Annotated in this window: 25 protein-coding genes; 16 read left to right on the forward strand and 9 right to left on the reverse strand. The window is 73.1% G+C overall.

Features of this window, described 5'->3' with window-relative positions; all coding sequences use genetic code 11:
- Window positions 1–47 precede the first annotated feature (47 nt).
- Both J3P41_RS11605 and J3P41_RS11610 read left to right on the forward strand, forming a co-directional pair.
- Entirely contained in the window at window positions 48–2,951 is a 2,904-nt protein-coding gene (locus tag J3P41_RS11605) for a glycosyltransferase family 2 protein (protein WP_210650443.1), read from the forward strand.
- Window positions 2,944–4,350 (forward strand): DUF5719 family protein, encoded by a 1,407-nt coding sequence (locus J3P41_RS11610; RefSeq protein ID WP_210650444.1) that lies wholly within the window; start codon window positions 2,944–2,946, stop codon window positions 4,348–4,350. Before J3P41_RS11605 ends, J3P41_RS11610 begins: the two co-directional genes overlap by 8 nt.
- A gap of 7 nt (window positions 4,351–4,357) precedes the next feature.
- Here the strand turns inward: J3P41_RS11610 and J3P41_RS11615 are convergent, their stop codons facing one another.
- The gene (locus J3P41_RS11615; protein WP_307861950.1) at window positions 4,358–4,831 is read right to left on the reverse strand and encodes a metallopeptidase family protein; all 474 of its coding nucleotides are present in this window, start codon (window positions 4,829–4,831) and stop codon (window positions 4,358–4,360) included.
- Window positions 4,832–4,880: 49 nt separating this feature from the next.
- On the opposite strand from J3P41_RS11615, the gene J3P41_RS11620 reads away from it, so the two are divergent.
- Genes J3P41_RS11620 through J3P41_RS11630 form a run of 3 tightly spaced genes read left to right on the forward strand, consistent with a single transcriptional unit; the run spans window position 4,881 to window position 6,493 of the window.
- Window positions 4,881–5,243, forward strand: a complete 363-nt coding sequence (locus J3P41_RS11620) for a DUF3499 domain-containing protein (RefSeq protein ID WP_210650445.1) — start codon at window positions 4,881–4,883, stop codon at window positions 5,241–5,243.
- A 30-nt stretch (window positions 5,244–5,273) separates the two neighbouring features.
- A complete protein-coding gene (locus J3P41_RS11625) occupies window positions 5,274–5,450 on the forward strand; it encodes a Trm112 family protein (protein ID WP_307861951.1) in 177 nt (58 codons plus the stop codon).
- A gap of 11 nt (window positions 5,451–5,461) precedes the next feature.
- On the forward strand, window positions 5,462–6,493 hold the full coding sequence (locus J3P41_RS11630; RefSeq protein WP_210650446.1) for an SIS domain-containing protein: 1,032 nt from the start codon (window positions 5,462–5,464) through the stop codon (window positions 6,491–6,493).
- On the opposite strand, the gene J3P41_RS11635 is transcribed toward J3P41_RS11630, so the two are convergent.
- The 5 genes from J3P41_RS11635 to J3P41_RS11655 all read right to left on the reverse strand — a co-directional run bounded on the left by J3P41_RS11635 (window position 6,490) and on the right by J3P41_RS11655 (window position 10,606).
- The gene (locus tag J3P41_RS11635; protein WP_307861952.1) at window positions 6,490–6,999 is read right to left on the reverse strand and encodes a GNAT family N-acetyltransferase; all 510 of its coding nucleotides are present in this window, start codon (window positions 6,997–6,999) and stop codon (window positions 6,490–6,492) included. The two genes, J3P41_RS11630 and J3P41_RS11635, sit on opposite strands and share 4 nt — an antisense overlap.
- 186 nt (window positions 7,000–7,185) lie before the next feature.
- Complete coding sequence (locus tag J3P41_RS11640) at window positions 7,186–7,374, reverse strand: nucleotidyltransferase domain-containing protein (protein WP_210650447.1); 189 nt, start codon at window positions 7,372–7,374, stop codon at window positions 7,186–7,188.
- A gap of 239 nt (window positions 7,375–7,613) precedes the next feature.
- A complete protein-coding gene (locus J3P41_RS11645; RefSeq protein ID WP_210650448.1) occupies window positions 7,614–9,059 on the reverse strand; it encodes an HNH endonuclease signature motif containing protein in 1,446 nt (481 codons plus the stop codon).
- Between the two features lie 233 nt (window positions 9,060–9,292).
- A complete protein-coding gene (locus tag J3P41_RS11650; RefSeq protein ID WP_210650449.1) occupies window positions 9,293–9,976 on the reverse strand; it encodes an isochorismatase family cysteine hydrolase in 684 nt (227 codons plus the stop codon).
- A 90-nt stretch (window positions 9,977–10,066) separates the two neighbouring features.
- Complete coding sequence (locus J3P41_RS11655) at window positions 10,067–10,606, reverse strand: DUF4240 domain-containing protein (protein ID WP_210650450.1); 540 nt, start codon at window positions 10,604–10,606, stop codon at window positions 10,067–10,069.
- 101 nt (window positions 10,607–10,707) lie between these two features.
- Here J3P41_RS11655 and J3P41_RS11660 point away from each other — a divergent pair, with 101 nt between their 5' ends.
- From J3P41_RS11660 to secA, 10 genes are all read left to right on the forward strand, one after another.
- Window positions 10,708–11,871 (forward strand): DUF808 domain-containing protein, encoded by a 1,164-nt coding sequence (locus J3P41_RS11660; protein ID WP_210650451.1) that lies wholly within the window; start codon window positions 10,708–10,710, stop codon window positions 11,869–11,871.
- A gap of 93 nt (window positions 11,872–11,964) precedes the next feature.
- Window positions 11,965–13,422, forward strand: coding sequence for an adenosylhomocysteinase (ahcY, locus tag J3P41_RS11665; RefSeq protein WP_210650452.1), 1,458 nt, complete (start codon window positions 11,965–11,967; stop codon window positions 13,420–13,422).
- Between the two features lie 50 nt (window positions 13,423–13,472).
- Complete coding sequence (gene mtrA, locus J3P41_RS11670; RefSeq protein WP_210650453.1) at window positions 13,473–14,171, forward strand: MtrAB system response regulator MtrA; 699 nt, start codon at window positions 13,473–13,475, stop codon at window positions 14,169–14,171.
- A 10-nt stretch (window positions 14,172–14,181) separates the two neighbouring features.
- Complete coding sequence (mtrB, locus tag J3P41_RS11675) at window positions 14,182–15,840, forward strand: MtrAB system histidine kinase MtrB (RefSeq protein WP_210650454.1); 1,659 nt, start codon at window positions 14,182–14,184, stop codon at window positions 15,838–15,840.
- Window positions 15,837–17,609, forward strand: coding sequence for an LpqB family beta-propeller domain-containing protein (locus J3P41_RS11680; protein WP_210650455.1), 1,773 nt, complete (start codon window positions 15,837–15,839; stop codon window positions 17,607–17,609). Before mtrB ends, J3P41_RS11680 begins: the two co-directional genes overlap by 4 nt.
- A 79-nt stretch (window positions 17,610–17,688) precedes the next feature.
- Window positions 17,689–18,390 (forward strand): ComF family protein, encoded by a 702-nt coding sequence (locus tag J3P41_RS11685; protein ID WP_307861953.1) that lies wholly within the window; start codon window positions 17,689–17,691, stop codon window positions 18,388–18,390.
- Window positions 18,391–18,824: 434 nt separating this feature from the next.
- Complete coding sequence (gene hpf, locus J3P41_RS11690; RefSeq protein ID WP_210650457.1) at window positions 18,825–19,436, forward strand: ribosome hibernation-promoting factor, HPF/YfiA family; 612 nt, start codon at window positions 18,825–18,827, stop codon at window positions 19,434–19,436.
- Between the two features lie 75 nt (window positions 19,437–19,511).
- Entirely contained in the window at window positions 19,512–20,186 is a 675-nt protein-coding gene (locus tag J3P41_RS19300; RefSeq protein WP_307861954.1) for a response regulator transcription factor, read from the forward strand.
- A 4-nt stretch (window positions 20,187–20,190) separates the two neighbouring features.
- Complete coding sequence (locus J3P41_RS11700) at window positions 20,191–21,408, forward strand: winged helix-turn-helix domain-containing protein (RefSeq protein ID WP_210650458.1); 1,218 nt, start codon at window positions 20,191–20,193, stop codon at window positions 21,406–21,408.
- Between the two features lie 15 nt (window positions 21,409–21,423).
- The gene (gene secA / locus J3P41_RS11705; protein WP_210650459.1) at window positions 21,424–24,261 is read left to right on the forward strand and encodes a preprotein translocase subunit SecA; all 2,838 of its coding nucleotides are present in this window, start codon (window positions 21,424–21,426) and stop codon (window positions 24,259–24,261) included.
- Window position 24,262: 1 nt separating this feature from the next.
- On the opposite strand, the gene J3P41_RS11710 is transcribed toward secA, so the two are convergent.
- Together J3P41_RS11710 and J3P41_RS11715 are read right to left on the reverse strand one after the other, a co-directional pair.
- Window positions 24,263–24,790: an Rv3235 family protein gene (locus J3P41_RS11710; RefSeq protein ID WP_210650460.1), complete on the reverse strand. Its 528-nt coding sequence runs from the start codon at window positions 24,788–24,790 to the stop codon at window positions 24,263–24,265.
- Window positions 24,787–25,425: a LysM peptidoglycan-binding domain-containing protein gene (locus J3P41_RS11715; RefSeq protein ID WP_210650461.1), complete on the reverse strand. Its 639-nt coding sequence runs from the start codon at window positions 25,423–25,425 to the stop codon at window positions 24,787–24,789. The genes J3P41_RS11710 and J3P41_RS11715 overlap by 4 nt, the downstream gene beginning before the upstream one ends.
- A 157-nt stretch (window positions 25,426–25,582) precedes the next feature.
- On the opposite strand from J3P41_RS11715, the gene J3P41_RS11720 reads away from it, so the two are divergent.
- On the forward strand, window positions 25,583–26,122 hold the full coding sequence (locus J3P41_RS11720) for a hypothetical protein (protein WP_210650462.1): 540 nt from the start codon (window positions 25,583–25,585) through the stop codon (window positions 26,120–26,122).
- Window positions 26,123–26,141: 19 nt separating this feature from the next.
- Here J3P41_RS11720 and J3P41_RS11725 read toward each other — a convergent pair whose 3' ends face one another.
- Complete coding sequence (locus J3P41_RS11725; protein WP_210650463.1) at window positions 26,142–26,462, reverse strand: sec-independent translocase; 321 nt, start codon at window positions 26,460–26,462, stop codon at window positions 26,142–26,144.
- Window positions 26,463–26,472 lie beyond the last annotated feature (10 nt).

A 26,472-nucleotide genomic window follows, 5' to 3' on the forward strand; every position in this document is an offset into this window, starting at 1 on the left:
ACCACGTCGGTTCTCGACGGTCCCGGGCGCCTCGCTAAGGTGCTCCGGTGACCGTCACAGCGCTTCTCGTCAGTCATGACGGGGCGCGGTGGCTGCCAGCAGTTCTCGCTGGTCTGACCGGGCAGACCCTCCCGGTCGACCGGGTCGTGGCTGTCGACACCACGAGCCGCGACGACAGTGTCACCCTCGTCCGCGACGCGCTGACCCATGCCGGCCTGGACGCGTCGCGCGCGGTCGTCGACGTCGTCCCCGGATCCACCAGCTATCCCTCCGCCGTACGCCACGGCCTCGCCCTCGCGCCCCCGTCAGGTCCCGACGAGTGGGTGTGGCTGCTCCACGACGACAGCAACCCCGAGCCGACCGCGCTGGCCGAGCTGCTCGCCGCCGCCGAGCAGCGCCCCGACGCGGCCATCCTCGGCCCCAAGCTGCGCGAGTGGCCCTCGCTGCGGCGCCTGCTCGAGGTCGGTCTCACGATCACCGGCACCGGTCGGCGCGAGACCGGGCTGGAGCGCGGGGAGTACGACCAGGGCCAGCACGACGCCGTACGAGAGGTGCTGGCGGTCAACACCGCGGGCATGCTGGTCCGCCGCGACGTGCTCGAGGCCCTGGGCGGCCTGGACGAGGAGCTGCCGATCTTCGGCAACGACATCGACTTCGGGTGGCGCGCCGCGCTGGCCGGCCACCGCACGCTGGTCGTGCCGCAGGCGGTCGTGTTCCACGCCGAGGCGGCGCACCGCGGCCTGCGGCGCACCCCGCTGACGGGCCGGCACACCCACTACCAGGAGCGCCGCGCCGCGCTCTTCACCTCGCTGGCCAACGTCTCCTCGCGCGGCTTCGCGTGGCAGTACGTCCGGCTCTTCCTCGGCTCGCTGCTGCGCGTCGTCGGCTTCCTGGCCGTGCGCTCGGTGGGCGAGGCGCTCGACGAGCTCGCCGCCGCCCTGTCGGTGCACGGGCGGCCCGGGCAGGTGCTGGCCGCGCGCCGGGAGCGCGCGCGGCGCCGCGAGGGCGAGCCCGCCGACGTACGACGGCTGCTCGCGCCGGCGTGGCTGCCCTACCGCCACGGACTGGACTTCGTCACCGACCTCGCCTCGGCCGCCACCAGCCAGGCCGCCGACGTGGCCGAGCGCCGCCGGCTCGCCAGGGCCGCCGACGCCGCCCCGGGTGTCGTCGACGGAGGGGAGAGGCGGCGCGAGCAGGCCGAGGACGACGACGAGGCCTACCTGACCGACACCGGCCTGGTCGCCCGCTTCTTCACCAACCCGGTGGCGGTCGTGCTGGTGCTGTTCGGGGTGCTCGCGCTGGTCGCCGGACGCGAGGCCCTCGGCTCGATCACCGGCGGTGCGCTGTCACCCGTGCCGTCCGCGGCGGGGGACTGGTGGCGGCTGCACGCCGCCACGTGGCACCCGCTCGGCACCGGCACCGACGTCCCGGCGCCGGCCTACGTCCTGCCGTTCGCGATCGCTGCCTCGATCCTGCTCGGGCACACCGGTGCGGTCGTGTCGGCGCTGATGCTGCTGGCGGTGCCGGTCGCCGCCTGGGGCGCCTGGCGGCTGCTCAGGGTGGTGGGCCGGCTCGTGGACCCGCGCGGCCTGCCGCGCTGGCTGGTCGTGTGGGGCGCGCTGGCCTACGCCCTCGTCCCGGTGACCTCGGGCGCCTGGGGGGAGGGGCGGTTCGGCACCGTGGCGGTGGCCGCGCTGCTGCCGTGGGCCGCCCACGCCGCCCTCGGCTTCGTCGACCCCGACCGTGACCGGCGCTGGCGCGCCGCCTGGCGGACGGCGCTGCTGGTCGCGCTCGGCGCCGCCTTCGTGCCGGCCTTCTGGCTCTTCGCGCTGCTCGCCACCGCCGTGGTCCTCGGCTCCGCCGCCGTTCTCGCCCCGCGCCTGCTGCGGGAGCGCGACAGCTGGGGTCCGCCGGTCGTCGCGGTGGCGGTGCCCCCGCTGCTGCTCGCGCCCTGGCTGGTCCCGCTGCTCACCACCGGATCGGCCTCCGGCCTGTTGCTCGAGGCCGGGCGGCTCACCGTCGACCAGGTGACCTTCGCCGGACTGGTGACCGGGCGGCTCAACGACCTCGGCGCGCCGGAGTGGCTCGGTGCGGTGCTGGGCGTGCTCGCCCTGGTCGCCCTGCTCCCACGGCGTACGCGCGTCCCCGTCGTCATCTGCTGGCTGGTGGCCCTCGCCGCAGCGCTCGTCTCGGGACTGCTCTCCCACCTCACCCTCGACCTGCCGTCCGTGACCACCCGGCCCAGCCTGGGCCTGTTCGTGGTGATCCTGCAGGGCACCTCGATCGTCGCGGTCGCGCTCGGCGCCGACGCCTACCTGCGCCGCCTCGAGGAGCACCACCCGGCCTGGCAGCGCGGGCTGGCCGCGGCGCTGGCGGTGACCGCCGCGGTGGTGCCGCTCGGTGGTCTCGCCTGGTGGCTCACGACCCCCGACAACGTCCTCGCGCGCGACGCGGAGCAGTCGGTGCCGGTCTACATGCAGCAGAGCTCGCTGCTGGGCGAGGAGCACGGCGTGCTCGTGCTCGCCGGCTCGGTCGACGACGGCATCACCTACCGGATCCGGCGCGACGACGGCACGACCGTCGGCGAGGACGAGATCCTGACCCTGGCCCGGGAGGACACCGCCCTCACGTCGGAGGTGCGCGCGCTGGTGTCCTCGCCGACGCCGGCCGTGGTCGCCGCCCTGGGGGCGCGGGGCGTGGAGTACGTCGTCCTCGGCTCACCGGCCGACGGGCGCGTCTCGGCGCTGCTCGACGCCACGGCAGGCCTCGAGCAGGCCAGCGCGGAGGACCGCAGCACGCGGGCTTGGCGCGTCGACCGGCCGCTCGACGACTCCGCACTGGACGGCTCGCGCTCGTGGTGGCGCACCGCGCTCCTGGTCGTGCAGGCGTTGGCCATCGTCGTCGTGCTGGTGCTGGCCGCACCGACCGTGAGGCAGCGACGCCATGGCTGAGCACACGAGCCCGAGCGCGGCGACCGGAGGCGGCGGCCGCCGCCGGGTGGACGAGGCCGCTCGCCGCCGCCCCGCGCCGCTCACCGTCCTGGCCGTGCTGATCCCGCTGCTCGCGGTGGCGGCGCTGAGCCTGGTGCGCCCGGCCGAGGAGCCGCCCTCGTCGTACGCGCCCACCGGCGCACCGCTCGACCGCTCCACCGCGGTGTGCCCCCCGCGACTGCCGGGCGCCGACCGGCTCAGGCTCGCCAGCACCGCCCTGTCCTCGGGGGACCTCGCACTGCGGGTCGGTGGCGACGAGGACACCGAGCGCCTGCGGGCCGGCGTCGCGGCGCGCAGCGACCGGTCCACGGTCGTCGTCGACGCCAGCGGCGACCTGGCCGCCGGCCTCGTCGCGAGCCGCTCCGGCGCCGGATCCGCGGTCGGCTGCGAGCGCCCGACCCCGGAGCGCTGGTTCACCGGCGTCGGCGCATCGGCCGAGCACGCCTCGACCCTGACCCTCGTCAACCCGGACAAGGGACCTGCGGTCGCCGACGTGACCGTGTGGGACGGGCGCGGCCTCGTGGACGTCCCCGCGCTGCGCGGCGTCCGGGTCCCCGGAGGCCGGGCCACGTCGTTCGACCTCGCCGAGGTCGCTCCCAACCGCGACGCCCTCGCGGTGCGGGTCCTGGTCTCCCGGGGCCGTCTCGGTGCCAGCGTGGTCGACGTCCTCGACCCCATCGGCCGCGATCGGCCCGTGCGCGAGTGGCTGCCGTCGCAGCCGGCGCCTGCCTCGACGTCGTACGTCGTCGGCGTCGGCCCCGCCCCCGCGGACCGCACGCTGACGCTGGCCAACCCCGGGGACAGCGAGGTGCGGGTCGCGCTCGAGCTGGTCAGCGAGGAAAGCGAGTTCGCGCCGCAGGGGCTCGACGAGGTCTCGCTGCCGCCGGCGTCGGTGAGCGAGGTCGACCTGAGCGGGGTGCTGCGCGGGCGCACCGCCGAGGGCGTCCAGGCGCTGCGCGTCGAGGCCACCGGGCCGGTGACGGCCACGCTGCGCACGCAGACCTCGGGCGACCTGGCGCTCTCCGCAGCCGGCCCGTCGGTGACCGACGAGACCGCCGTCGCGCTTCCCGCAGGGTCCAAGCGCCTCGTCGTCGCCGGCGCCACCGCACCGGGGGTGCTCACTCTGCGCGCCTGGGACCAGGACGGCGCCGCCGTCGTGCGCGAGCGCCGGGTCGAGGTGGACCCGGCCACGGCGGCGCGGCTGCGCCTGCCCGACGAGGCCGTGCTGGCGCAGGTCACGCTCGAGCGCACCGTGGCCGTGGTGTCGCTCGAGGTGAGCGACCGGGGCCTGTCCGTGCTGCCGCTGGCGCCGCTGGAGACCACCAGCCAGGTGCCGGACGTGCGCCCGGCACAGCGCTGAGCGCCGCTCAGTCGCCGTAGCGCTCGTCGACCTGGCCGGGGGTGAGGCCCAGCAGCTCGGCCAGCTGCTCGACGACGACGGTGTGCACCATCGCCTCGAGGTCGTCGCGGGTGGTGGCGCGGTGCTCGATGGGCCGGCGGAACAGCACCAGGCGGGTCGGCTCCTGACCCTTGCCGCGCACCAGCGAGGAGAGCGGGACGGTGTCGTCGCCCCAGTCGTCGGGCAGCATCGGAGCGTCCTCGACGGCGTACTCGACGAGGCCGAGGTGGCGCTGCCAGCGCTCGTCCAGCGGCTCGACGACGTCGAGCACCAGCTGGTCGAAGCGCTGCCGTGCGGTGCGCATCACCGGCGTGCCCGGATCGACCGGCACGACGCCCGGGCCGCGGATCCCGCGGCCACGACGGTCCCGGCTCCGGCTGCGCCGTCGGGGCGCGGGTCCGCCCGCTCGGTCCAGTGCACCCGCCGCGCTCACCTCGTCCACGCCGCGAGCCTAAGCGCCGCACGTGCGTGGGGCAGGTAGCGTCGGCGCCGTGAGCCTTGCCCGTCGTTGTTCGCGGACGGCGTGTGGCCGTTCCGCGGTCAACACGCTGACCTACGTCTATGCCGACCAGACCGCCGTGCTCGGTCCGCTGGCGACGTACGCCGAGCCGCACGCCTACGACCTCTGCGAGATGCACAGCGAGCGCCTCTCGGCCCCGCGCGGCTGGGAGGTGCTCCGGCTGGCCCCGGATCCGCGCGCCCAGGGACCCAGCACCGACGACCTACTCGCGCTCGCCGACGCGGTGCGGGAGGCGGCCCGCCCGGCACCGGCGCCCGCGCCGCTCCACTCGACCGACGACCCGTCCCGAGGCGCGAAGCGGGGGCACCTGCGGGTGCTCACGCCCACCGACTGACCCGGTTCGCCACCCCCTAGGATCGTCCGCGTGAACATCGACGAGCAGCTGCTGAGCATCATCGTCTGCCCGGCCTGCCACGGGGAGCTGTCGCCCTCCGCGCCCGGCGAGGCCGAGGAGCTCGTCTGCCAGGGCTGCGGCAACGCCTACCCGGTCCGCGACGACATCCCGGTGCTGCTGGTCGACGAGGCCCGCAAGCCGGCCTGAGGACGGAGGCCGTGGTGACCTGGTTCGACGAGGCCCGGCTCGATGACGCCGGGGTGCTGGAGACGGTGGACCTGCGCCTGCGCACGCTCGCCGAGAGCGGCGCGCGCGTGCGCCGCGAGGCCCACGAGGCGGCGACGGCGACCGCCGAGCTGATCGCCCGCGGGCGCGACGGCGAGCGTCCCCGCGCGGTGATCGCCGCGGGACCCGACTCACGCCTGCTGCGCGCCGTGCTGGAGCCGTGGTGCCCGGTGCCGTTCGTGGCCTGGCCCAATCCTGGGCTCCCCGGCTGGGCGGGCTCGCTCGACCTCGTCGTGGTGCTGGCCCCCGAGGGCAACGACCACGGGTCGGCGTCGGCGGTCGCCGAGGCCGTACGCCGCGGCGCGCAGGTGGTCGTCGCCTGTCCCGAGCGCTCGCTGGTCGGCGAGCACGCCGCCGGACGGCACGTGACGGTGCTGCCCACCGTCACCCGCGACCAGCTCGCCACCGCGGTGGTCATGCTCGACTACCTCTCGCACGTGCAGCTCGGCCCCCGTGCGGACGCCGAGTCGGTGGCCGCCGCGCTCGACAAGGTCGCAGAGGACTGCTCGCCGCACCGCGACCTGGCGGTCAACCCCGCCAAGATGCTCGCCATCGCCATGGCCGACACCAACCCGCTCGTGTGGGGCGGCTCCGTCCTCGCGGCCCGCGCGGCCCGCCGGCTGGCCGAGCTGCTGCGGCGCACGAGCGGGCGCTCCGCGATCGCCGGCGACGCCGAGCACCTGCTGCCGGTGATCGAGGCGACCAAGCCGCACGACCTGTTCGCCGACCCGTTCGCCGAGGAGCCGGCCGACCTGCGCCCGCTGCTGCTGGTCCTCGACGACCGCACCGACGACCCGGCCGTGCGCGAGCAGACCGGGATGCTGCAGGCCGCCGCGGCCCGCCACGGGGTGCGCGTCGAGACCCTGACCACCGACGCCGACGCCGAGGTCGGACGCTACGCCTCGTTGCTGCTGACCGGGACCTACGCCGCCGAGTACCTGCGAGTGGGGCTCGTCGACGACTAGCCGGTCGCCGTCCGCAGGCGGCAGCCGAACACCAGCGCGTCGCCGCCGTGGACGTGCGCCGTCCGCTCGACCTCCATGCCGAGCTTGCGGGCCACGCCCTGCGACGGCGTGTTCTCGGGCCGGACGAGGGCGACGAGGTGGTCGACGCCGTGGCGTGCCGCGCAGTCGCGGACCGCCCTCGCCGCCTCGGTGGCGTAGCCGTGCCGGCGCAGCTCCGGCACGACGTGGTAGCCCACCTCGACGTACGCCGTGCCCTCCACGTCCTGCATCGTGAGCCCACAGTCGCCGACGAACGTGCCGTCGTGGGTCTCGACGACCCACAGGCCGAAGTCGTGCTCGGCGTAGTTGCGCTGCTGCCACTCGATCCACCGGACCGCGTCCTCGCGCGTACGCACGGGGCGGTCGACACGCACCGGGTCGGGAGCCGCGAGCAGCGCGGCCACGACGTCGAGGTCGGCCATCATCATCGGACGGAAGCGCAGGCGCTCGGTCGGCTCGGGCAGCACCGCGTCAGCGTACGGCCCGTCAGGACGGCGTGGGGGTCCGGCGTAGGGGAGATGTTCGGCGAGGTGCCGCTCCACCTGCCGGCCGTGCGTCCAGGTCGGGTGCCGTGCATCGGCCTGACCGAGGTGTTCACACGAGACGTACGTGCAGCCCAGGGCCGCGCCGCGTCCGACGGTCGCGTCCAACCGCTAGTGGATGCGGCGCACAGTGCCGACCTCGACGCGGCCGAGCACCCTTCCGGTCACCGCGACGAGGTCGATGTCGCTCGCGCCCGGCCGGTGGTCGCCGGAGGCGAGAGAACCGTAGAGCCATACGTCCCTCACCCAGCCCAAGGCCATGAGCTCGACGAGGAACGCGTCGACGGCTCTGTGCTGCACGTTCGCCATGCTCCTGCGGGAGAGTCTGAAGGTGCCACCCCCGAGAGCTGACCGGGGGACATCCGGGTCCAGGTCCGGGTGCGAGACGAGGCGGAGCGGCCGGGGCGACGAGTGGCGAGTGTGCAGCCCGTGGCGGAGGCTCGGCGGGCCGGCGGCCGCCTGCTCGACAGCGCTTCTCCGGCATCCGCGCGCGGCTCACACCCCCTTCGCGTCTCTTCGCCAGGGGGTGCGGGGCGGGGTCATGGTCGGCGCGGTGGTGGTACCTGCGGCGGTGTCCGGCGCGCGGCCGGAAACGGCGGCGCTGGCGCGAGTGCGGTGGTGCCGGACGGATCTCGTCTGAACCGGTGGCCGTGGGGACTGATCCACTCGAACCTGCCCGGTCCGGTAACGCTGTAGCGCCAGGCGGAGTGCGTCTTCAGTCGGTGGTGCCTGCGGCAGAGGGCGGCGAGGTTGGACGTGGTGGTGGGGCCGGGTTGTGGACGGCCTTCCGCGTCGGCGTCGGGGTCGTAGGGGATGACGTGGTCGATGTCGCAGCCACGGGCGGGTCGGGAGCACCAGGGGAAGACGCAAGTGACGTCGCGGAGGACGACCTGCTCGCGGATCCGGTCGGGGATGTCGTAGCCCGGCGAGGTGAGCTCGGCGGTGAGGTCGATGACGGGCTTGATGGTGACCTTGGTGCGGGTGTCGGCGCACCAGGCGCGGACCTGGTCCAGCAGCACGAGGCGCTGGCCTTCCTCGAGCCGCCCGGTGCCCCCGAACGCGGTGTGAATGGTGCCGTCGACGTCGCCGCGAGCGGTGGCCTCGAAGTGGGCGTGCAGCACGATTTCGCGCGCGGCGGGCAGCCCGTCGTGTGCCCGCGCTTCTGTGGACCCCTGCTTGTAGAGGTCGAGGGCGGTCTGGGTGCGGGCCAGGTCGCCGAGCGCCTTGGCGCGGCGAGCATCGAGCGGTTCGGGGGAGCCGAGCGCGGCGAGCGTCGCGGCGCCGTGGGCAAGGGCGCGGTCGAGGTCGAGGGCGTCGGCGAGGTCGAGCTCGGCCTCGAGGCGCATGGTCCCGGCGTAGTGCACGTCCTGCGTGTCGATGGTGGCGTGCCGCGGGTCCACGTGCAGGTAGCCGTCCTCCGGGTCAGCAGCCGGGTCCGCGACAGCCAGGTCGTACCGCTTGATGGTCTCGGCGACGAGCCGGTCCAGCTGCGCCGGACCGACCCGCCCGGCCACCGCAGCCACCTGGCTGTCCACCCAGCCCGCCGCCTCGCGGGTCAGCGCAGGGGTGGCATGGATCGTCGCCTCGGCGACCGACCGCGCCCGCCACGCCGGCACCAGTCCTGACTGGACCTGCGCCCACAGCCGAGGCAGCCGGTGGCGCAGCTCGAGCGCGTCCCCGATCAGTCGCTTCGCCGCAGTCGTCGAGATCCCGAGGACGGCGCCGAGCTCGGCGACGCAGAACTCCGCCACCAACGGCGCACCCTCGCCAGCGATCGGCTCCTCGTGCTCACAGCCGGGCACGGTGAACGACGCAGCAGCGTGGATCGACTCCGGCGGGTGCAGGTCAGCCCACCGGGCAGCGACTTCCAGAAGGTCGGCGGCCGCCCGGTCCTCGGCGGCCTTGCGGTCGCGAGCGAGCGCGAGCAGCGCGGCGGGCGCGAGGTCGTCGACCTTCGCGTCCTGCACCGCCAGCGTCTCGATCATGTGTTCGATTGTACGCCGATCCACCGACATTGCCGAGCAGTTGAGCCGTTCTGTGGAGAAGCGGCACGCAGGCGCGGACACAGGTCCTCCGGGTCCTGACGCTGGCTCAACGCGGCGGGTCGCACGCGGCCGGCGGGGACAGTCGTACGCACGCGACGATGTCGCCCAGCTCGGGCGCGCGCCGCGCACAGGTCTCACGAGTCTCGACCCCCGACAAGGACGAAGTCCCCGCCTCACCTGCCGGACGAGCGCCCCGCGGCCACCAGCTCCAGCACCTCCGAGGTCGCCCGCACGTCGCCGTACGACCGGTAGACGACGTGCAGGGTGGCGTTGTGGTCCTGGTCGCGCGTGGCGGCGCAGGCGTCGGCGACGAGGATGACGCGCAGGCCCGAGGCGCTGGCGTCGCGCACGGTGTCCTCGACGCAGACGTTCGTCACGGTGCCGGTCACCACGAGGGTGTCGACGTCGCGCGCGGCGAGCAACGCGGGCAGGTCCGAGGAGCCCGGGACGTACGCGCTGCGCGAGGTCTTCTCGGCGACCACGTCGTCCGGCGAGACGGCGAGCGACGGGTCCAGCCGCGCGGCAGGCGGTCCCGAGCCGCCGGATCGCGCGTACCGCTCGGCCACCTCGTCGCCGAAGAACTCGCGGTCCTTCGGGCTCGGCGGGGCGTACCCCGGCACCACCCACGCCACCGTGCCGCCGGCGGCGCGCATCCCAGCGGCGAGCGCGTTCACCCGCGGCACGATGCCGCGGACGTACGCCGACTCTCGCACGAAGAACGGCACCAGGTCGACGACGACGAGGGCGGTACGGTGCGGGTCGAGGTGGTCGTACGCGTGCCGCCTGCCGCGGCGGGCCTCGTGGCGGGCGTACTCCCGCTCGTCGATGGACCACTGGTGGTGGGCGACGTCCGGCACCCGTCGAGGCTACTGTCCGAGCGCAGCCGCGGGCCGATGCCACCGCACGCCGAGCTGCTGACCTACGTCCGCGGCCTGTGACTGGTCGCGCTAGCCCTGGATCGGGTTGCCGGTGGCTGCCGCGCCGAAGAACTCGCCGAGCCCGCAGCCGGCCGTCGCATCCGGGAAGTCGCGCAGGCGCTCGGGGTCGTCGAGGACCGCCTCGTAGGCGTCCTGCCCGTGGGCGATCACCCAGCTGCGGTAGTCGGCGCCGAGGTCGTCACCGAGGCCCAGGCCGGGGGCGCACAGGTCGTCGGCGACCTCCGTGATCACCACGAGGTCGGCGTTGAGCCGGCGGAACGTCCGTCGGAAGTCCGCCGTCCGCTCCTCGGGCAGTTCCGCGAGGAGGCCCGCCAGGGCCTCGCCCTGGCGGACGTCGCCGTCCTGGGCGACCGCGCACGAGGAGTGCACGAGCTCCCAGAACGACTCGAGCTCGCCGCCCCGACCGCCGCAGTACTGGTTCAGCCCGCCCTCGACCCACGGCGCGGTCGTCACCGGCTCGACCGGGTCCGACGAGCAGCCGACGGCGAGCACGGCGACGAGCGCGGAGCCCACCCAGGTGTGCGCCCGCCCCCTCGCGTCCCTTGGCATGGGAGGCATTCTGGCAGGCTGAGGCGCCCTGCGCGGGGTGATGGCGAGCTCCGCGCCGATAGGCTGGGCGCCGACCCGACCCACGACCCCAAGGATCGCTCATGGCCGGCGGACTGTTCGCCCTCCTCGACGACGTCGCCGCCCTGGCGCGGATCGCCGCTGCCAGCGTGGACGACGTGGGCGCCGCGGCGGCGCGCGCGAGCGCCAAGGCTGCGGGTGTGGTCGTCGACGACACCGCCGTCACCCCGCAGTACCTCCACGGGTCCGCTGCGGCGCGCGAGCTGCCGATCATCAAGAAGATCGCGATCGGCTCGCTGCGCAACAAGATGCTCTTCATCCTGCCGGCGGCCGTGCTGCTCGGCCAGTTCCTGCCGTACCTGCTCCCGGTGATCCTCATCTTCGGCGGTGGCTTCCTCGCCTACGAGGGCGCCCACAAGGTCCACGAGCGTCTCACCGGGCACACCAACGAGGCCGAGGCGGAGGTCGCCGAGCAGGGGGAGCTGACCCCGGAGCACGAGCAGCGCACGATCTCGCAGGCCATCCGCACCGACTTCATCCTCAGCGCCGAGATCATGGTCATCGCGCTCAAGGAGGTCGTCGGCTCCGACCCCGACGCCAGCATCTGGATGCGGGCGATCGTGCTGGCCGTGGTGGCGCTGCTGATCACGGTCCTCGTCTACGGCGTGGTCGCGCTGATCGTGAAGATGGACGACGTCGGCCTCCACCTGGCGGGCAAGCCGTCGAAGGGGTCGCAGCGGATCGGCCTGGCGCTGGTGTCCGCCATGCCGCGGCTGCTCGCCGCGATCTCGTTCATCGGCACGCTGGCGATGCTCTGGGTCGGCGGCCACATCTTCCTGGTCAGCCTCTACGAGATCGGTGGCCACGACGGCCTGCTCGAGGGCACCGGCCTCGGCGATGCCCTGCACGCGCCGTACGACCTCCTGCACCACTGGGAGGAGGACGTCCACCACGCCGTCGGCGGTGCCCTCGGCGCCCTGCTCGGGTGGCTGCTCAACACCGTCGTCTCCGCCCTGGTCGGCCTGGTGGTCGGTGGCATCGTGCTGGTGGTCCTGCGAGCCCTCGGGGTCGGCGGCCACGGCTCGGAGCACGGCTCGGAGCACGGCTCGGAGCACGGCTCGAAGCACGGCTCGGAGCACGGCTCGGAGCACGGGTCCGAGCAGTCCTCCTCCGGCGTCGCGAGCAGCGACGGGCACCCCCAGGACCACGCCGGCGGGGCTCCCGCCGACGATTCTCCGAATCGCTGAGCGCAGTCCTACGCTCTTCTGGTCCGCGCGGGAGATCCCGACGATGCACAGATGTGCGGCGCAGACGGCCTCCACCACACCAGGAGACAACTGATGGACTTCAAGGTCGCCGACCTCAGCCTGGCCGCGTTCGGCCGCAAGGAGATCGAGCTCGCCGAGCACGAGATGCCGGGCCTGATGGCCATGCGCGAGCGCTACGGCGCCGAGCAGCCGCTGCGCGGTGCCCGCATCGCCGGCTCGCTGCACATGACGATCCAGACCGCCGTGCTCATCGAGACGCTCGTCGCGCTCGGTGCCGACGTGCGCTGGGCCACCTGCAACATCTTCTCGACCCAGGACCACGCCGCGGCGGCCGTCGTCGTCGGCCGCGACGGCACGGTCGACGCGCCCGCCGGCACGCCGGTCTTCGCCTGGAAGGGCGAGTCGCTCGCCGAGTACTGGGACGAGGCCGAGAAGGTCTTCGCCTTCACCGACGCCGACGGTGCGCCGATCGGACCCAACATGCTCCTCGACGACGGCGGTGACATCACCCTGCTCGTGCACAAGGGCGTGGAGTTCGAGAAGGCCGGCGCCGTCCCGCCCCAGGACAGCACCGACAACGAGGAGTACAAGGAGGTCCTGCGGGTCCTCGCGCGCTCCCTCGCCGCCGACCCGCAGCGCTGGACCCGCATCGCCGCCGACATCAAGGGCGTGACCGAGGAGACCACCACCGGCGTCCACCGGCTCTACGAGCGGTTCAAGGACGGCTCGCTGCTCTTCCCGGCGATCAACGTCAACGACTCGGTCACCAAGTCCAAGTTCGACAACAAGTACGGCTGCCGCCACTCGCTCATCGACGGGATCAACCGCGCCACCGACGTGATGATCGGCGGCAAGGTCGCGGTCGTGTGCGGCTACGGCGACGTCGGCAAGGGCTCCGCCGAGTCGCTGCGCGGCCAGGGCGCTCGCGTAATCGTCACCGAGATCGACCCCATCTGCGCGCTCCAGGCCGCGATGGACGGCTACGAGGTGCGCCGCCTCGAGTCGGTCGTCGACACCGCCGACATCTTCATCACCACGACGGGCAACTTCGACATCATCAAGGTCGAGCACTTCCAGCGGATGAAGAACCAGGCCATCGTCGGCAACATCGGCCACTTCGACAACGAGATCGACATGGCCGGCCTCGCCCGCATCCCCGGCATCGTCAAGGACGAGATCAAGCCGCAGGTCCACCAGTGGATCTTCACCGGCGAGGACGGCGCGCCCGGCAAGAAGATCATCGTGCTGTCCGAGGGCCGCCTGCTCAACCTCGGCAACGCGACCGGTCACCCGTCGTTCGTGATGTCGAACTCGTTCACCAACCAGGTGCTCGCGCAGGTCGACCTGTTCCTCAACCGGGACGCGTACGAGATGGGCGTGCACGTGCTGCCCAAGCACCTCGACGAGGAGGTCGCCCGGCTCCACCTCGACGCCCTCGGCGTCGAGCTGACCGAGCTGTCCAAGGAGCAGGCCGAGTACATCGGCGTCGCGGTCGAGGGCCCCTACAAGCCCGACCACTACCGCTACTGAGCCGCAGGCGGTCACGGCGCCGGTGCGGGGACCGTCCCTACACTGGCGCCATGACCGACCTTGCCGAGCCCACGCGTGGCAGCGTGCTCGTCGTCGACGACGACGCCTCCCTGGCGGAGATGCTCTCGATCGTCCTGCGCCAGGAGGGGTTCGACAGCCGCATCGTGGGCCGCGGTGACGTGGCCCTGGACGCGTTCCGCGACTACAAGCCCGACCTGGTGCTGCTCGACCTGATGCTGCCCGGCAAGGACGGCATCGACGTGTGCAAGGAGATCCGCGCCGAGTCCGGCGTGCCGATCGTCATGCTGACCGCGAAGGGCGACACCGTCGACGTGGTTGTCGGCCTCGAGTCGGGCGCCGACGACTACATCACCAAGCCGTTCAAGCCCAAGGAGCTCGTCGCGCGGGTTCGTGCCCGCGTACGCCGCAACGCGGTGACGCCCGACGAGGGCCTCACCATCGGCGACGTGTCCATCGACGTCGCCGGCCACTCGGTCATGCGCGGCGGCGAGCCCATCAACCTCACGCCGCTCGAGTTCGACCTGCTGGTGTGCCTGGCGCGCAAGCCGTGGCAGGTCTTCACCCGCGAGGTGCTGCTCGAGCAGGTGTGGGGCTACCGCCACAGCGCGGACACCCGGCTGGTCAACGTGCACGTCCAGCGCCTGCGCTCCAAGGTCGAGCACGACCCGGAGAACCCGGAGGTCGTGGTGACGGTGCGCGGTGTGGGCTACAAGGCCGGCAAGTCGTAGCGGCGACACCATGACGATCTCGTCCGGGCCGTCGGTCCAGCCGGGCGGCCCGGCCACCGCCGCGGGCCGGCGGCTCCTCGAGCGGGTTCCGCCGGTGCTGCGCCACGGACCGGCCTTCTGGCGGCGCTCCGTGCAGGCCCGGGTGGTGGTGAGCACCGTGCTTCTCTCGGCGGCCGTCGTCGGGGTGGTCGGCTGGTTCCTGATCCAGCAGACTCGCGACGGCCTGCTCGAGCAGCGCGTGGACGCGGTCGTGCAGGAGGCGGAGGCCGAGACCGAGGCGGCCCGCGACGCCCTCGCTGCGGCCACCGGGCTCGACGTCGACGAGTCGGCGCAGCAGGAGGCGCTGGTCCTGCCGATCATCGACCGCGGCTCGACGCGCGGCTTCGCGGTCGTCCTCTCGCCCCCGATCGGCGAGGGCAGCCGGCTGTCCGGCGGCGGCGCGAAGTTCACCCAGGGCCTCGACCTGGCCAGCGTCCCGGAGAAGCTCGAGGAGCGCTTCGACCAGGCGTCGCCGACCGCCTGGACCTACACCGACATCCGCACCACCCGCGACATCCCCGGGCTCCCGGAGGGTCCGGGCATCGTCGTGGGCAGCCAGGTGCGCCTGCCCGCCGACGACAACACCTACACCCTCTACTACCTGTACTCCCTCGACGAGCAGGGCGAGACCCTTGCCCTCGTCTCGCGCGCCATGCTGGTCGCCGGCATCCCGCTGCTGCTCCTGGTCGCCTGCCTCACCTGGCTGGTGACCCGCCAGGTCGTCACCCCGATCCGGATGGCCCGACGCGTCGCCGAGCGGCTCGCGGCGGGTCAGCTGCAGGAGCGCCTGCGGGTGCGCGGCGAGGACGACCTGGCGCGCCTCGCCACGTCCTTCAACCAGATGGCGTCCAACCTGCAGAAGCAGATCCGGCAGCTCGAGGAGCTCAGCCGGCTGCAGCGCCGGTTCGTTTCCGACGTCTCCCACGAGCTGCGCACGCCGATCACGACCGTACGAATGGCCAGCGACGTCATCCACGACGCGCGGCCCTTCCTCGACCCGGTCACCGGCCGCGCCGCCGAGCTGCTGCAGAAGGAGCTCGACCGCTTCGAGACCCTGCTCGCCGACCTGCTGGAGATCAGCCGCTTCGACGCCGGGGCAGCGGTGCTGGAGGCCGAGGACGTCGACCTCGTCGACGTGGCCCACCGGGTGGTGGACATGACCTCCGCCCTCGCCGCGCAGCGCGACACCCGGGTCGTCGTGCACGACCCCGGCGTCCCCTGCGTGGCCGAGGCAGACGTACGCCGCGTCGAGCGGATCGTGCGCAACCTGGTCACCAACGCGATCGACCACGCCGAGAGCCGCGACGTGGAGGTGTTCGTCGGGGCGGACCGCCAGTCCGCCGCCATCGCCGTGCGCGACCACGGCGTGGGGCTGGGCCCGGGGGAGTCGGCGATGGTCTTCAACCGGTTCTGGCGCGCCGACCCCGCCCGCGCCCGCACCAGCGGCGGCACCGGCCTGGGCCTGTCGATCTCGCTGGAGGACACGCACCTGCACGGCGGCTGGCTCCAGGCGTGGGGCCGCCCCGGGGAGGGCGCCCAGTTCCGGCTGACCCTGCCGCGCCACCTCGGCACGCAGCTGCGCCACTCGCCGCTGCCCCTCGTGCCCGACGACGCCCGGGAGACCGCATGAGCCGCACCCGCCGGCTGACCGGCGTCGTGGTCGCCGCGACCTGCACCCTGCTCGCGGGCTGCGTGCAGATGCCCACGTCCGGCCCCGTGGTGGAGCCGCAGGTCTCCGCCGACGTCGGGGAGGCGCCCGGCGTGTCCTTCGACCCGCGTCCGCCCCAGCCCGGCCAGTCCGCCGTCGACATCGTCTCGGGCTTTCTCGAGGCGATGAAGGCCACTCCCATCAGCCCGACGGTCGCCCGCCAGTTCCTCTCGCGCCAAGCGGCCGAGGCATGGGTGCCGGAGGAGCAGATCATCACCTACGGCGAGCTCGGCACGGCCACCGGCACCGCGGGCAGCACCGCCGTACGCATCCCGCTGACCGACGTCAACGTCTACGACGCGCGCGGGGCCTGGCAGCGCACGAAGGCCGTGAGCCGGCTCGGCTTGGGTCTGGTCGAGGAGGACGGCGAGTGGCGCATCGACGAGGTCCCCGACGCCCTCGTCGTGCCCGACTCGTGGTTCGACGACTGGTACGAGCGGGTCTCGCTCTACTACTTCGACCCCACCTCGCAGGTGCTCGTGCCGGAGCCGGTCTTCGTCCCCCGCGGTGACCAGTTCGCCTCCTCGCTCGTGCGCGGGCTGCTCGCCGAGCCCGGGGGCGGGCAGCGCGACGTGCTGCGCAGCTACTTCCCTCCCGGCACCAGCCCCGGGCTCTCGGTCCCCATCGAGTCCGGGATCGCCCAGGTGGCGCTGTCGGGGGACCCGGACGCCGTCGACGAGACCACCGCCGACCTCATGCGCGCGCAGCTCGCGTGGACGCTGCGACAGGAGGAGCGGATCAACGCCGTGCAGCTCAGCATCGGCGGCCGCGCCTTCAACGGCTCCGGGGGACTGACGCAGGTCCGGCTCAACGTCGGCAGCGCCTACGACCCGACCGGCGACCTCAAGAGCACCGAGCTCTTCGCGCTGCACCGGGGCCGCGTCGTGTCCGGCACCATCGGAGCCTTCGAGCCGACCCTCGGCCCGCTCGGGCAACCGGGCTACGCCCTGCGCAGCATCGGGGTCAGCGTCGACGGCTCGCGCGTCGCGGCCGTGTCGAAGACGGGCACCCAGCTCTTCGTGGCACCGACCGAGCCGGCCGCGGGCGCGCCGGGCTCGGGCGAGCCGGGCGCGGCGGAGGTGAGCACACCCGTTGTGGAGGCCGTGGACCTGGCGCCTCCCCACTGGGACGTGCGCGGCCGCACCTGGGTCCTCGACCGTGGCGCGGGACGGGCCAAGATCATCGTCGTCGAGGACGGCGAGGCAGCCGTCGTCGACGTGCCCGGCATCACCGGCCGCGCCGTCACCGACCTGCTCGTCTCCCGCGACGGGAGCCGCCTCGTGGCACTGGTGCGTGGCCGCCGGACCGACCGGGTGGTGTCGACGCGGATCCGCCACGACCCGGCCGGCACCATCCTGGGCTTCTCGTCGCTGCGCACGCTGTCGCTGCCGCCCGAGGACGCTCCCCGCATCCGTGACATCGCCTGGCGCAGCACGACCACGATCTCGGTGCTCAGCGACATCACCGCCGGCTCCCAGGTCCGCACGGTGTCCGTGGACGGCGCCCCGGGCGAGGTCGTCACCGGCGGCAACACCCGGCTCCGCGGCCCCAACCGGGTGCTGGTCTCCTCCCCGGTGGAGCGCAGCGAGGTGTACGCCCTCGCCGGCCGAGCCGTGCTCAGCCTGACCACCCCGGAGCGCTCGGTGCCCGACCTGCCCCGCGGGCTCACCTCGTTGACCTACGTCGGCTGAGCACCGTTCACAGGAGCACCCTCCACAGGCGTACGCCGCCGGGTTGCCGCACGGGCCCTGCGCTGGTGGCATCGGTGCGGTGCTCGACGAGGCGCTCGACCTGTTCCTGGGCAGCCGTTGCGTGGGCTGCGACCGGCCCGGCCGGATGCTGTGCGTCCCCTGCCGGGGCTCGCTGTCGCGCACAGCGCGGCTGGCGTGGCCCTCGCCGGTCCCGGACGGCCTGGTGCCGCCGTTCGCCGCGGAGTCGTACGACGGCGCCGTGCGCGCGCTGGTGGTGGGTCACAAGGACCGCGGCCAGTGGGGACACCGGCGCGCGCTGGCGGACCTGCTCGCCTGTGCGGTCCGCGCCGCGGCGACCCACGTGGGCGTCGATCCCGCCACGCCGCTGCTGCTGGTGCCGGTGCCGTCGCGGCCGGGTGCCGGCCGGCAGCGCGGCTACGAGGCGACGTCGGCGCTGGTGCGCACGGCGGCGGCCCGGCTGCGCGGCGAGCGGCAGGTGCTCGCGGCGCCGCTCCTGATCTCGCGCGGCGCGGCCGACCAGGCCGGTCTCGACGCCGGCGGACGCGCGGCGAACGTCACCCACTCCATGCACTGTCCCTCCGCCGTCCTGGGGCGCATCGCCCGTCGGCGGCCGCAGGCGCACGTGCTGGTGTGCGACGACGTGGTGACCACCGGGGCGACGGCGCGCGAGGCGCAGCGTGCGCTCGAGGCCGTGGGCCTGCCGCCGGTGGCCATCGCCGCGGTGGCGGCCACCGCGCGCCGGTCCCGGCTGGTGGCATGACGTTTGGCCCGCGGCCACCGAGGGGCTAGCGTCTCTTCATGGAGTCCGCCCGGGTCCGTGGTTGCGTCACGGAGAGGGCTGCGCGCGGGACCGAGAGGTCCCTCGCCCGGTCCGCCCCGTGGCTAGCCGATGCCAGTCGCAGGCGAAACGGTCCACGTAAGTCCTCCGGGCCCCGTGCCCCTCGGACGATCACGGTGCGGCTTAGAAGTAAGTCCTGCCTCGGCGCCGACACCAGATGTGTCGGTCCACTCGGGCCTCGGCCCGGGTGCCGGGAGAAGGCCAGTAGTGACGGAGAAGTCGCGAACGCTTCAGCAGGCGGTTGTGGGGTCGAAGACCAGGTCGGCCGGGCGGGCTCCATCCCACCCTGCCGCGGCGGGTGTGCCGTCGTGGCGAATGGAGGGGTGCGGACCGTTCGCTAGCTGAGGAGGTTCAACATGGAGGTTGTGGTCACGGGACGGCACTGCGAGGTGTCCGACCGGTTCCGCGAGCACGTGTCCGAGAAGCTCACCCGTCTGGAGAAGCACGACCACCGCATCATGCGCGTCCAGGTGGAGGTGGAGCTCGAGAAGAACCCTCGACAGCACGACCGGTCGACCAAGGTGGAGCTCACCGCCTTCTCCAAGGGGCCGGTGATCCGCGCCGAGGCGGCCGCCGCGGACAAGATGGGTGCGCTGGACCTGGCGCTGGACAAGATGCAGGCACAGATGCGTCGCGCCGCCGACCGGCGCCGCGTGCACCGCGGCCGCCACACGCCCGTCTCGGTGGGCGAGGCCCTCGCCGGCGTCAGCGAGCCCGCGCCGGAGACGCCGGACGACGGCGTCGTGGAGCGCAAGGTCGGTCCCATCACCGTGACCGGGGACGGTCCGCTCGTGGTGCGGGAGAAGTCCCACGCCGCGGCCCCCATGACCCTCGACCAGGCGCTCTACGAGATGGAGCTGGTCGGCCACGACTTCTACCTGTTCGTCGACAAGGAGAGCGAGCGTCCCTCGGTCGTCTACCGACGCCGGGGCTACGACTACGGCGTGATCTCGCTCGACGTCGCCTGAGCCGCAGCGTGCCCGGGCGGCGCTCGCCGCAGCGCCGTGGGCGCCTCGGTCACGCGCGCGTGCAATGATGCGCGCGTGACCGAGGCAACAGGCACCGAACCCGTCCGCGTCCTCGTCGTCGACGACCAGGAGCTCTTCCGGCGGGGCCTGATCATGCTCCTCGGGGGAGACGCCGACATCGACGTGGTCGGCGAGGCTGCCGACGGCATCACCGCCACGGACCTGGCCGTCAAGACGGCGCCCGACGTGATCCTGCTCGACGTACGCATGCCCCGGCGCACCGGCGTCGAGGCCTGCCGGGCGATCAAGGAGGCCGTGCCGTCGGCCAAGATCATCATGCTGACCGTCTCCGACGAGGAGGCCGACCTCTACGAGTCGGTCAAGAACGGCGCCGCCGGCTACCTCCTCAAGGACTCCTCCATCGAGGAGGTCGCCCAGGCGATCCGCGTGGTCAACGAGGGCCAGTCGCTGATCAGCCCGTCCATGGCGGTCAAGCTCATCGACGAGTTCAAGCAGATGTCGAAGCCCGAGCGCGAGCAGGGCCCCGCCCTGCGGCTGACCGAGCGCGAGCTGGAGGTCCTGCGGCTGGTCGCCAAGGGGCTCAACAACCGCGAGGTCGCCAAGGAGCTGTTCATCTCCGAGAACACGGTCAAGAACCACGTCCGCAACATCTTGGAGAAGCTGCAGCTCCACTCCCGCATGGAGGCGGTCATGTACGCCATGCGCGAGAAGCTCCTGGACCTCCCCTGACGCCGTGGAGTCGCTGACCCGGCTCCAGGCACGCCGCATCGCGCTCGCGGCGCAGGGCTTCACCGACCGTCCGCACGCGGTCCCGAGCATGCGGACCTTCGAGCGCACCCTGTCGCGCACCGGCGTGCTGCAGGTCGACTCGGTCAACGTGCTGCAGCGGGCCCACTACATGCCGCTCTACTCGCGGATGGGCCCCTACGACGTCGACCTGCTGCGCCGGGCCTCGGAGCGCCGGCCCCGCCGCGTGGTGGAGTACTGGGCGCACGTGCAGGCGCTCATGCCCGTCGAGCTGTGGCCGCTGATGCGGCACCGGATGGAGACGTACCGCTCCGAGCGGGGCAAGTGGGGCTTCACCGCCGACGCCGATCTCGAGCGGCGGGTGCTCGCCGCGGTCCGCGAGCGCGGACCGGTGACGGCTCGCGACCTCGAGGAGGAGTTCAGCACCGGCCCGCGCACCCGGGAGCACTGGGGCTGGAACTGGTCGGAGGCCCGCAAGGTGCTCGACTACCTGTTCCTCGTCGGCGACGTCGCCATCGCCGGACGCACCAGCCAGTTCGAGGTCCGCTACGACCTCGCCGAGCGGGTGCTGCCCCCGGCGGTGCTCGCGGCACCGACGCCGACGCCCCAGGACGCGGTCACCGAGCTCGTACGCCGCGCCGCCCGCTCGCACGGCGTGGCGAGCGGCGCCTGCCTGGCCGACTACTACCGGCTGCGCCTGCAGCCGGCGCCGGGGCGGCCCAGCGTCAAGGTCGCCATCGAGCAGCTGGTCGAGTCCGGCGAGCTGTTGCCCGTGCGGGTCCAGGGCTGGAACCGGCAGGCCTACCTGCACCGCGACGCCCGGCTGCCGCGCCGGGTCGCGGCACGGACCCTGCTGAGCCCGTTCGACCCCGTCGTGTGGGAGCGGGCGCGCGCCGAGGCGCTGTTCGACTTCTTCTACCGCATCGAGATCTACGTGCCGGCCGCCAAGCGGCAGCACGGCTACTACGTGCTGCCCTTCCTGCTCGGGGACCGACTCGTGGCGCGCGTCGACCTCAAGGCCGACCGGGCCGGCCGCGTCCTGGTGGTCCCGGCGGCCTTCGCCGAGCCGGGAGCGCCGTCGGAGACGGCCGAGGAGCTCGCCGCCGAGCTGCGCCGGCTGGCCGGCTGGCTGGGCCTCGACGACGTCGCTGTCGGCCACCGCGGGGACCTGTCGCGCGCATTGGGAGCGGCGTTGGAGCGGTAGGTACAGTTACCACTCGTGCCTGCCATCATCGACAAGCTCCTCCGCATCGGCGAGGGCAAGATCCTCCGTGAGCTCGAAGCGGTCAGCAAGGCCGTCAACGCCATCGAGGACGACTTCGTCAAGATGACCGACGACGAGCTGCGCGGGATGACCGCGGAGTTCCGTGAGCGTCTGGCCGACGGCGAGACGCTCGACGACCTCATGCCCGAGGCGTTCGCGGTGGTCCGCGAGGCGAGCAAGCGGGTGCTCGGCATGCGCCCGTTCGACGTGCAGATCATGGGAGCGGCAGCGCTCCACCTCGGCAACATCGCGGAGATGAGAACCGGTGAGGGCAAGACCCTCGTCGCGGTGCTCCCGTCGTACCTCAACGCGCTCGAGGGCAAGGGCGTGCACGTGGTGACGGTCAACGACTACCTCGCGAAGTTCCAGTCCGAGCAGATGGGCCGCGTCCACCACTTCCTCGGCCTGACGGTCGGCGTGATCCTGCCGTCGATGCGTCCGGCCGAGCGGCGCGAGGCCTACGCGTGCGACATCACCTACGGCACCAACAACGAGCTCGGCTTCGACTACCTGCGCGACAACATGGCCGACTCGGTCGAGGAGTGCGTGCAGCGCGGCCACAACTTCGCCATCGTCGACGAGGTCGACTCCATCCTCATCGACGAGGCGCGGACCCCGCTGATCATCAGCGGCCCGACGCAGGACGAGGTGAAGTGGTACGCCGAGTTCGCCAAGATCGCGCGGTCCCTGGTCCGCGACACCGACTACGAGGTGGACGAGAAGAAGCGCACCATCTCGGTGCTCGAGCCCGGCATCACCAAGGTGGAGGACCACCTCGGGATCGACAACCTCTACGACTCGGTCAACACCCCGCTCATCTCGTTCCTCAACAACTCCATCAAGGCCAAGGAGCTGTTCCGCAACGACAAGGAGTACGTCGTCATGGACGGCGAGGTGCTCATCGTCGACGAGCACACCGGCCGCATCCTGGCCGGTCGCCGCTACAACGACGGCCTGCACCAGGCGATCGAGGCCAAGGAGGGCGTGACCGTCCGCGAGGAGTACCAGACCCTCGCCACCATCACGCTGCAGAACTACTTCCGCCTCTACACCAAGCTCTCCGGCATGACCGGCACGGCCATGACCGAGGCCTCGGAGTTCGACAAGATCTACAAGCTCGGCGTGGTCCCGATCCCGACCAACCGGCCGATGCAGCGCGTCGACAACGTCGACCTCGTCTACCGCACCGAGGAGGCGAAGTACGCCGCCGTGGCCGACGACATCGCCGAGCGCCACGAGAAGGGCCAGCCGGTGCTCGTCGGCACCGTGTCGGTGGAGAAGTCGGAGTACCTGTCCAACCTGCTCAAGAAGCGCGGCATCCCGCACACCGTCCTCAACGCCAAGCAGCACGCCGACGAGGCCAAGGTGGTCGCGCTGGCCGGGCACAAGGGCGCGGTCACCGTGGCCACCAACATGGCCGGTCGCGGCACCGACATCATGCTCGGTGGCTCCGTCGACTTCCTCGCCGACCAGGAGCTGCGCAAGCAGGGCCTCGACCCGGTCGAGTCGCCCGAGGAGTACGACGCCGCCTGGCCGGCCATGGTCGAGCGCATCAAGGCCCAGGTGGCCGCCGAGCACGACGAGGTCAGGAAGCTCGGCGGGCTCTACGTCGTCGGCACCGAGCGCCACGAGTCGCGACGCATCGACAACCAGCTGCGCGGTCGTTCCGGCCGACAGGGCGACCCGGGGGAGTCCCGGTTCTACCTGTCGCTGGAGGACGAGATGATGCGGCTGTTCAAGTCGGAGTGGGTCGACCGGATCCTCACCGTCCTCAAGGTGCCCGACGACGTGCCGATCGACGCCAAGCGCGTCAGCAACGCCATCGCCGGCGCCCAGGCCAACATCGAGTCGCAGAACTTCGAGTCCCGCAAGAACGTGCTCAAGTACGACGACGTGATGAGCCGCCAGCGCGAGGTCATCTACGCCGAGCGTCGGCGCGTCCTCGAGGGCGCCGACCTCGGCGAGCAGATCCGCGGCTTCATGGACGACGTCATCGCCGGCTACGTCCGCGGTGCCACGGAGGGCTATGCGGAGGACTGGGACCTCGACGGCCTGTTCACCGCGCTCGGCCAGCTCTACCCGATCGGTCTCACCAAGGACGGCGTCGTCAAGGCGGCCGGCGGGGTCGAGGGGCTCAGCCGCGAGCAGCTGATCGAGGACCTGCAGAAGGACATCCAGGAGGCCTACGACCGCCGCGAGGACGAGATCGGCGAGGAGGTCCAGCGTGAGCTCGAGCGACGCGTCGTGCTGTCCGTCCTCGACCGCAAGTGGCGCGAGCACCTCTACGAGATGGACTACCTCCGCGAGGGCATCTACCTGCGTGCCTACTCCCAGCGCGACCCGCTCGTGGAGTACCAGCGCGAGGGCTTCGACATGTTCGCCGCGATGATGGACGGCATCAAGGAGGAGTCGGTCGGCTTCCTGTTCAACCTCCAGGTGGAGGTCGAGGAGGAGGACGCCGCCGGCGCGGACGAGGAGCCGGTCGCCGTCGCGCCGGCTGCTCCGCAGCTGTCCGCGGCGACGCCGCAGATCGACTTCGCCCAGGCGCAGGCGCACGCGCCGCAGATCCGGGCCAAGGGCCTCGACAAGCCGAGCCGTCCGCAGAACCTGTCCTACACCGCGCCGTCGGAGGACGGCGAGGCCGAGGTGCACGCCGCTCCCGCGACAGCCGGCGACGACGAGTTCGCCGGCGTCGGTCGCAACGCGCTGTGCCCCTGCGGGTCCGGGCAGAAGTTCAAGCGCTGCCACGGTGCGCCCGGTGGCGCCACCGGCCGCGCCACGCTGGGCGGCTGACTCAGCCCCAGGCGAGCGCCACGCACTGCCAGCGGTCCCGCACGATCTCGAACCGGGCCGCCACCGCGCGCGAGCGACGGCCGTAGCGCACGTGCGCGCTGGCCTCGACCGCGTCGCGGCGCACCATCGCGGTGCGGACGCCGACCACGACCGGTCGCGCCGGGTTGGGTCCTCGGACCCGGCCCGGCGCGAGCCCGGCGGCGGCGCTGACCGTCCGGGCGCGCGCCGACAGGTCCTCGTAGAGCTCCGGCACGGTGTGCCGCAGCAACTGGCTGACCGGCCGGTCGCCGGCCACGATCTCGACGACGGCCTGCAGGTAGCGCCCCACGAACGCGTCGACGTGGTCGCGGGCCGCGACCTCCACCAGCACCAGGTCGTTGGCCCGGCTGCTGCGCAACCGCGGTCGTGGGGGAGCCGTGCGCTGCGTCAGGTCGAGGGCCAGCGCGCCCTGCACGCTCGCCATCGCGCCGGACGAGCTCGCGGAGCGGAGGTCGATGACCTCCGCCTGGGTGGGGTCGGGTGTGCTCATGGTCGGTCTCCGTCCTGGGATGGGTGGTCGATCCGGTGGCGGTCGGGTCCGGGCAGGCGCAACGCCTGTCCGGGGAGGATGAGGTCGGGGTCGTCGCCGACGACGTCGCGGTTGGCGCGCCAGATGGCGCGCCAGCGCTCGTCCACCGAGCCGGCGACACCGGGATGCGCCCGGGCGATCGACCAGAGCGAGTCGCCCGGTCGTATGACGTAGGTGCTCGCCTCTGGCGGCGCAGCCGGCGGCGTCGACCGCCGGTCGTGGGCCGGCTCCGGCGTCTCGGAGGCCTGGACGGGGGCGGCGGGCCGGTCCGGGAGCGACAGGCCGACCAGCGCCTCGCGCCCGTCCCTGCCGGGGTCGGCGAGCGCCGGGCCGCCCGCGGCGGTCACCACGACCGCGCCGCACGCGACCAGCACGAGCCGTCGGGTGGCGCCGCCGGTGCGCGGTCGGCCGGCGACCAGACCGACCACGGTGGTCGTGGTGACGACCCACAGCCAGGCCAAAGCCGCCGCCAGTGCGGTGCTGCACGCCGCCACGAGGAGTCGCGGAAGGAGCACGGCCACGTCGCCCGCCCCGGCGTCGACGACCCGCCAGGCCTCCGGAGCAGAGGCGACCGCAGCCAGCGCCGCGGCCGACACGCCGACCCAGACAGCGAGGGGCCGTGCAGTAGCGAGGAGAGCCCGAGACACGTCCGCATACCTTTCCGTTTGCGTGCGTTTGATGCAGTCAACGAATATTTGGCATCGGTGTCAACGGGCTCTCCACAGGGTGCGGCGACCCGCCTAGGCTCGTGCCATGTCCTGGGAGCACGAGCTGTTCGCCCTGTTCGACGACCTCGAGGGACAGGCGCAGGCGCTGTGGGAGCTCGACCGCGAGGCGGAGCTCGCCGATCGCGCGCGCACGGAGTACGGCTCGGTCACCCTGGCCAGCCGGCTGATGGCCTCGCGCGGCCGGGTCGTCGCGCTGGACCTGCCGCACCTCGGCCGCATCGAGGGCCGCCTGGACCGCGTCGGCGAGGGCTGGTGCCTGCTGGGTGGCCCGGGCCAGGACTGGATCGTGCCGCTGCGCTGGGTGGTCGCCGTGCGCGGTGCCAGCGAGCGGTCCGTGCCGGAGGTGGCCTGGTCGCCGGTCGACCGGCTGGGTCTGCGCGCAGCGCTGCGCCGGCTCGCGGACGCGCAGGCGCGCTGCGTGGTGCACCTCGCCGACGGCACGAGCCACGAGGCGTACGTCGTCCGCGTCGGTGCCGACTTCGCCGAGTGCCGTCCCGGTGCGGGGAGCGACCTCGTGCTGGTGCCCTACGCCGGCGTCGTGGCGGTGCAGAGCCGGGACGGCTAGGACCGTCCAGCGTGCGGGATCAGGTGGCCTCGACGTCGTAAGGCGGGACCTGGCCCTCGGGCAGCGTCGCGCGCTGTGCCTTCTCGCGATCGACCTCGGCCATCGCCTCGCTGATGTGCTTGCGCACGATCGCCCGGGGGTCGAGGTCGCGCAGCTGGAGGTCGGCGTACTCCGGGCCGAGCTCGTTGCGCAGCTCGTCGCGCGCGTTGTGGGCCAGTCCACGCGCCCGGTGCAGCAGCTGGGCGGCCTGTCGCGCGAGGTCGGGCAGCCTCTCGGGGCCGAGGACGACGACCGCGACGAGAGCGATCACGGCCAGCTCGAGGATCCCGACGTCGAACATGGCTCAGAAC

Source organism: Nocardioides sp. SYSU D00065 (assembly GCF_017916425.1).
Classification (GTDB): domain Bacteria; phylum Actinomycetota; class Actinomycetes; order Propionibacteriales; family Nocardioidaceae; genus Nocardioides.

Bases quoted from the DNA above. Each gene is read 5' to 3' on its own strand.
- J3P41_RS11680 (WP_210650455.1), top strand. From the start codon at position 15,837: ATGAGCCGCACCCGCCGGCTGACCGGCGTCGTGGTCGCCGCGACCTGC.
- J3P41_RS11610 (WP_210650444.1), top strand. From the start codon at position 2,944: ATGGCTGAGCACACGAGCCCGAGCGCGGCGACCGGAGGCGGCGGCCGC.
- J3P41_RS11710 (WP_210650460.1), bottom strand. From the start codon at position 24,790: ATGAGCACACCCGACCCCACCCAGGCGGAGGTCATCGACCTCCGCTCC.
- mtrB (WP_210650454.1), top strand. From the start codon at position 14,182: ATGACGATCTCGTCCGGGCCGTCGGTCCAGCCGGGCGGCCCGGCCACC.
- J3P41_RS11645 (WP_210650448.1), bottom strand. From the start codon at position 9,059: ATGATCGAGACGCTGGCGGTGCAGGACGCGAAGGTCGACGACCTCGCG.
- ahcY (WP_210650452.1), top strand. From the start codon at position 11,965: ATGGACTTCAAGGTCGCCGACCTCAGCCTGGCCGCGTTCGGCCGCAAG.
- hpf (WP_210650457.1), top strand. From the start codon at position 18,825: ATGGAGGTTGTGGTCACGGGACGGCACTGCGAGGTGTCCGACCGGTTC.
- J3P41_RS11655 (WP_210650450.1), bottom strand. From the start codon at position 10,606: ATGCCAAGGGACGCGAGGGGGCGGGCGCACACCTGGGTGGGCTCCGCG.
- J3P41_RS11725 (WP_210650463.1), bottom strand. From the start codon at position 26,462: ATGTTCGACGTCGGGATCCTCGAGCTGGCCGTGATCGCTCTCGTCGCG.
- mtrA (WP_210650453.1), top strand. From the start codon at position 13,473: ATGACCGACCTTGCCGAGCCCACGCGTGGCAGCGTGCTCGTCGTCGAC.
- J3P41_RS11660 (WP_210650451.1), top strand. From the start codon at position 10,708: ATGGCCGGCGGACTGTTCGCCCTCCTCGACGACGTCGCCGCCCTGGCG.
- J3P41_RS11720 (WP_210650462.1), top strand. From the start codon at position 25,583: ATGTCCTGGGAGCACGAGCTGTTCGCCCTGTTCGACGACCTCGAGGGA.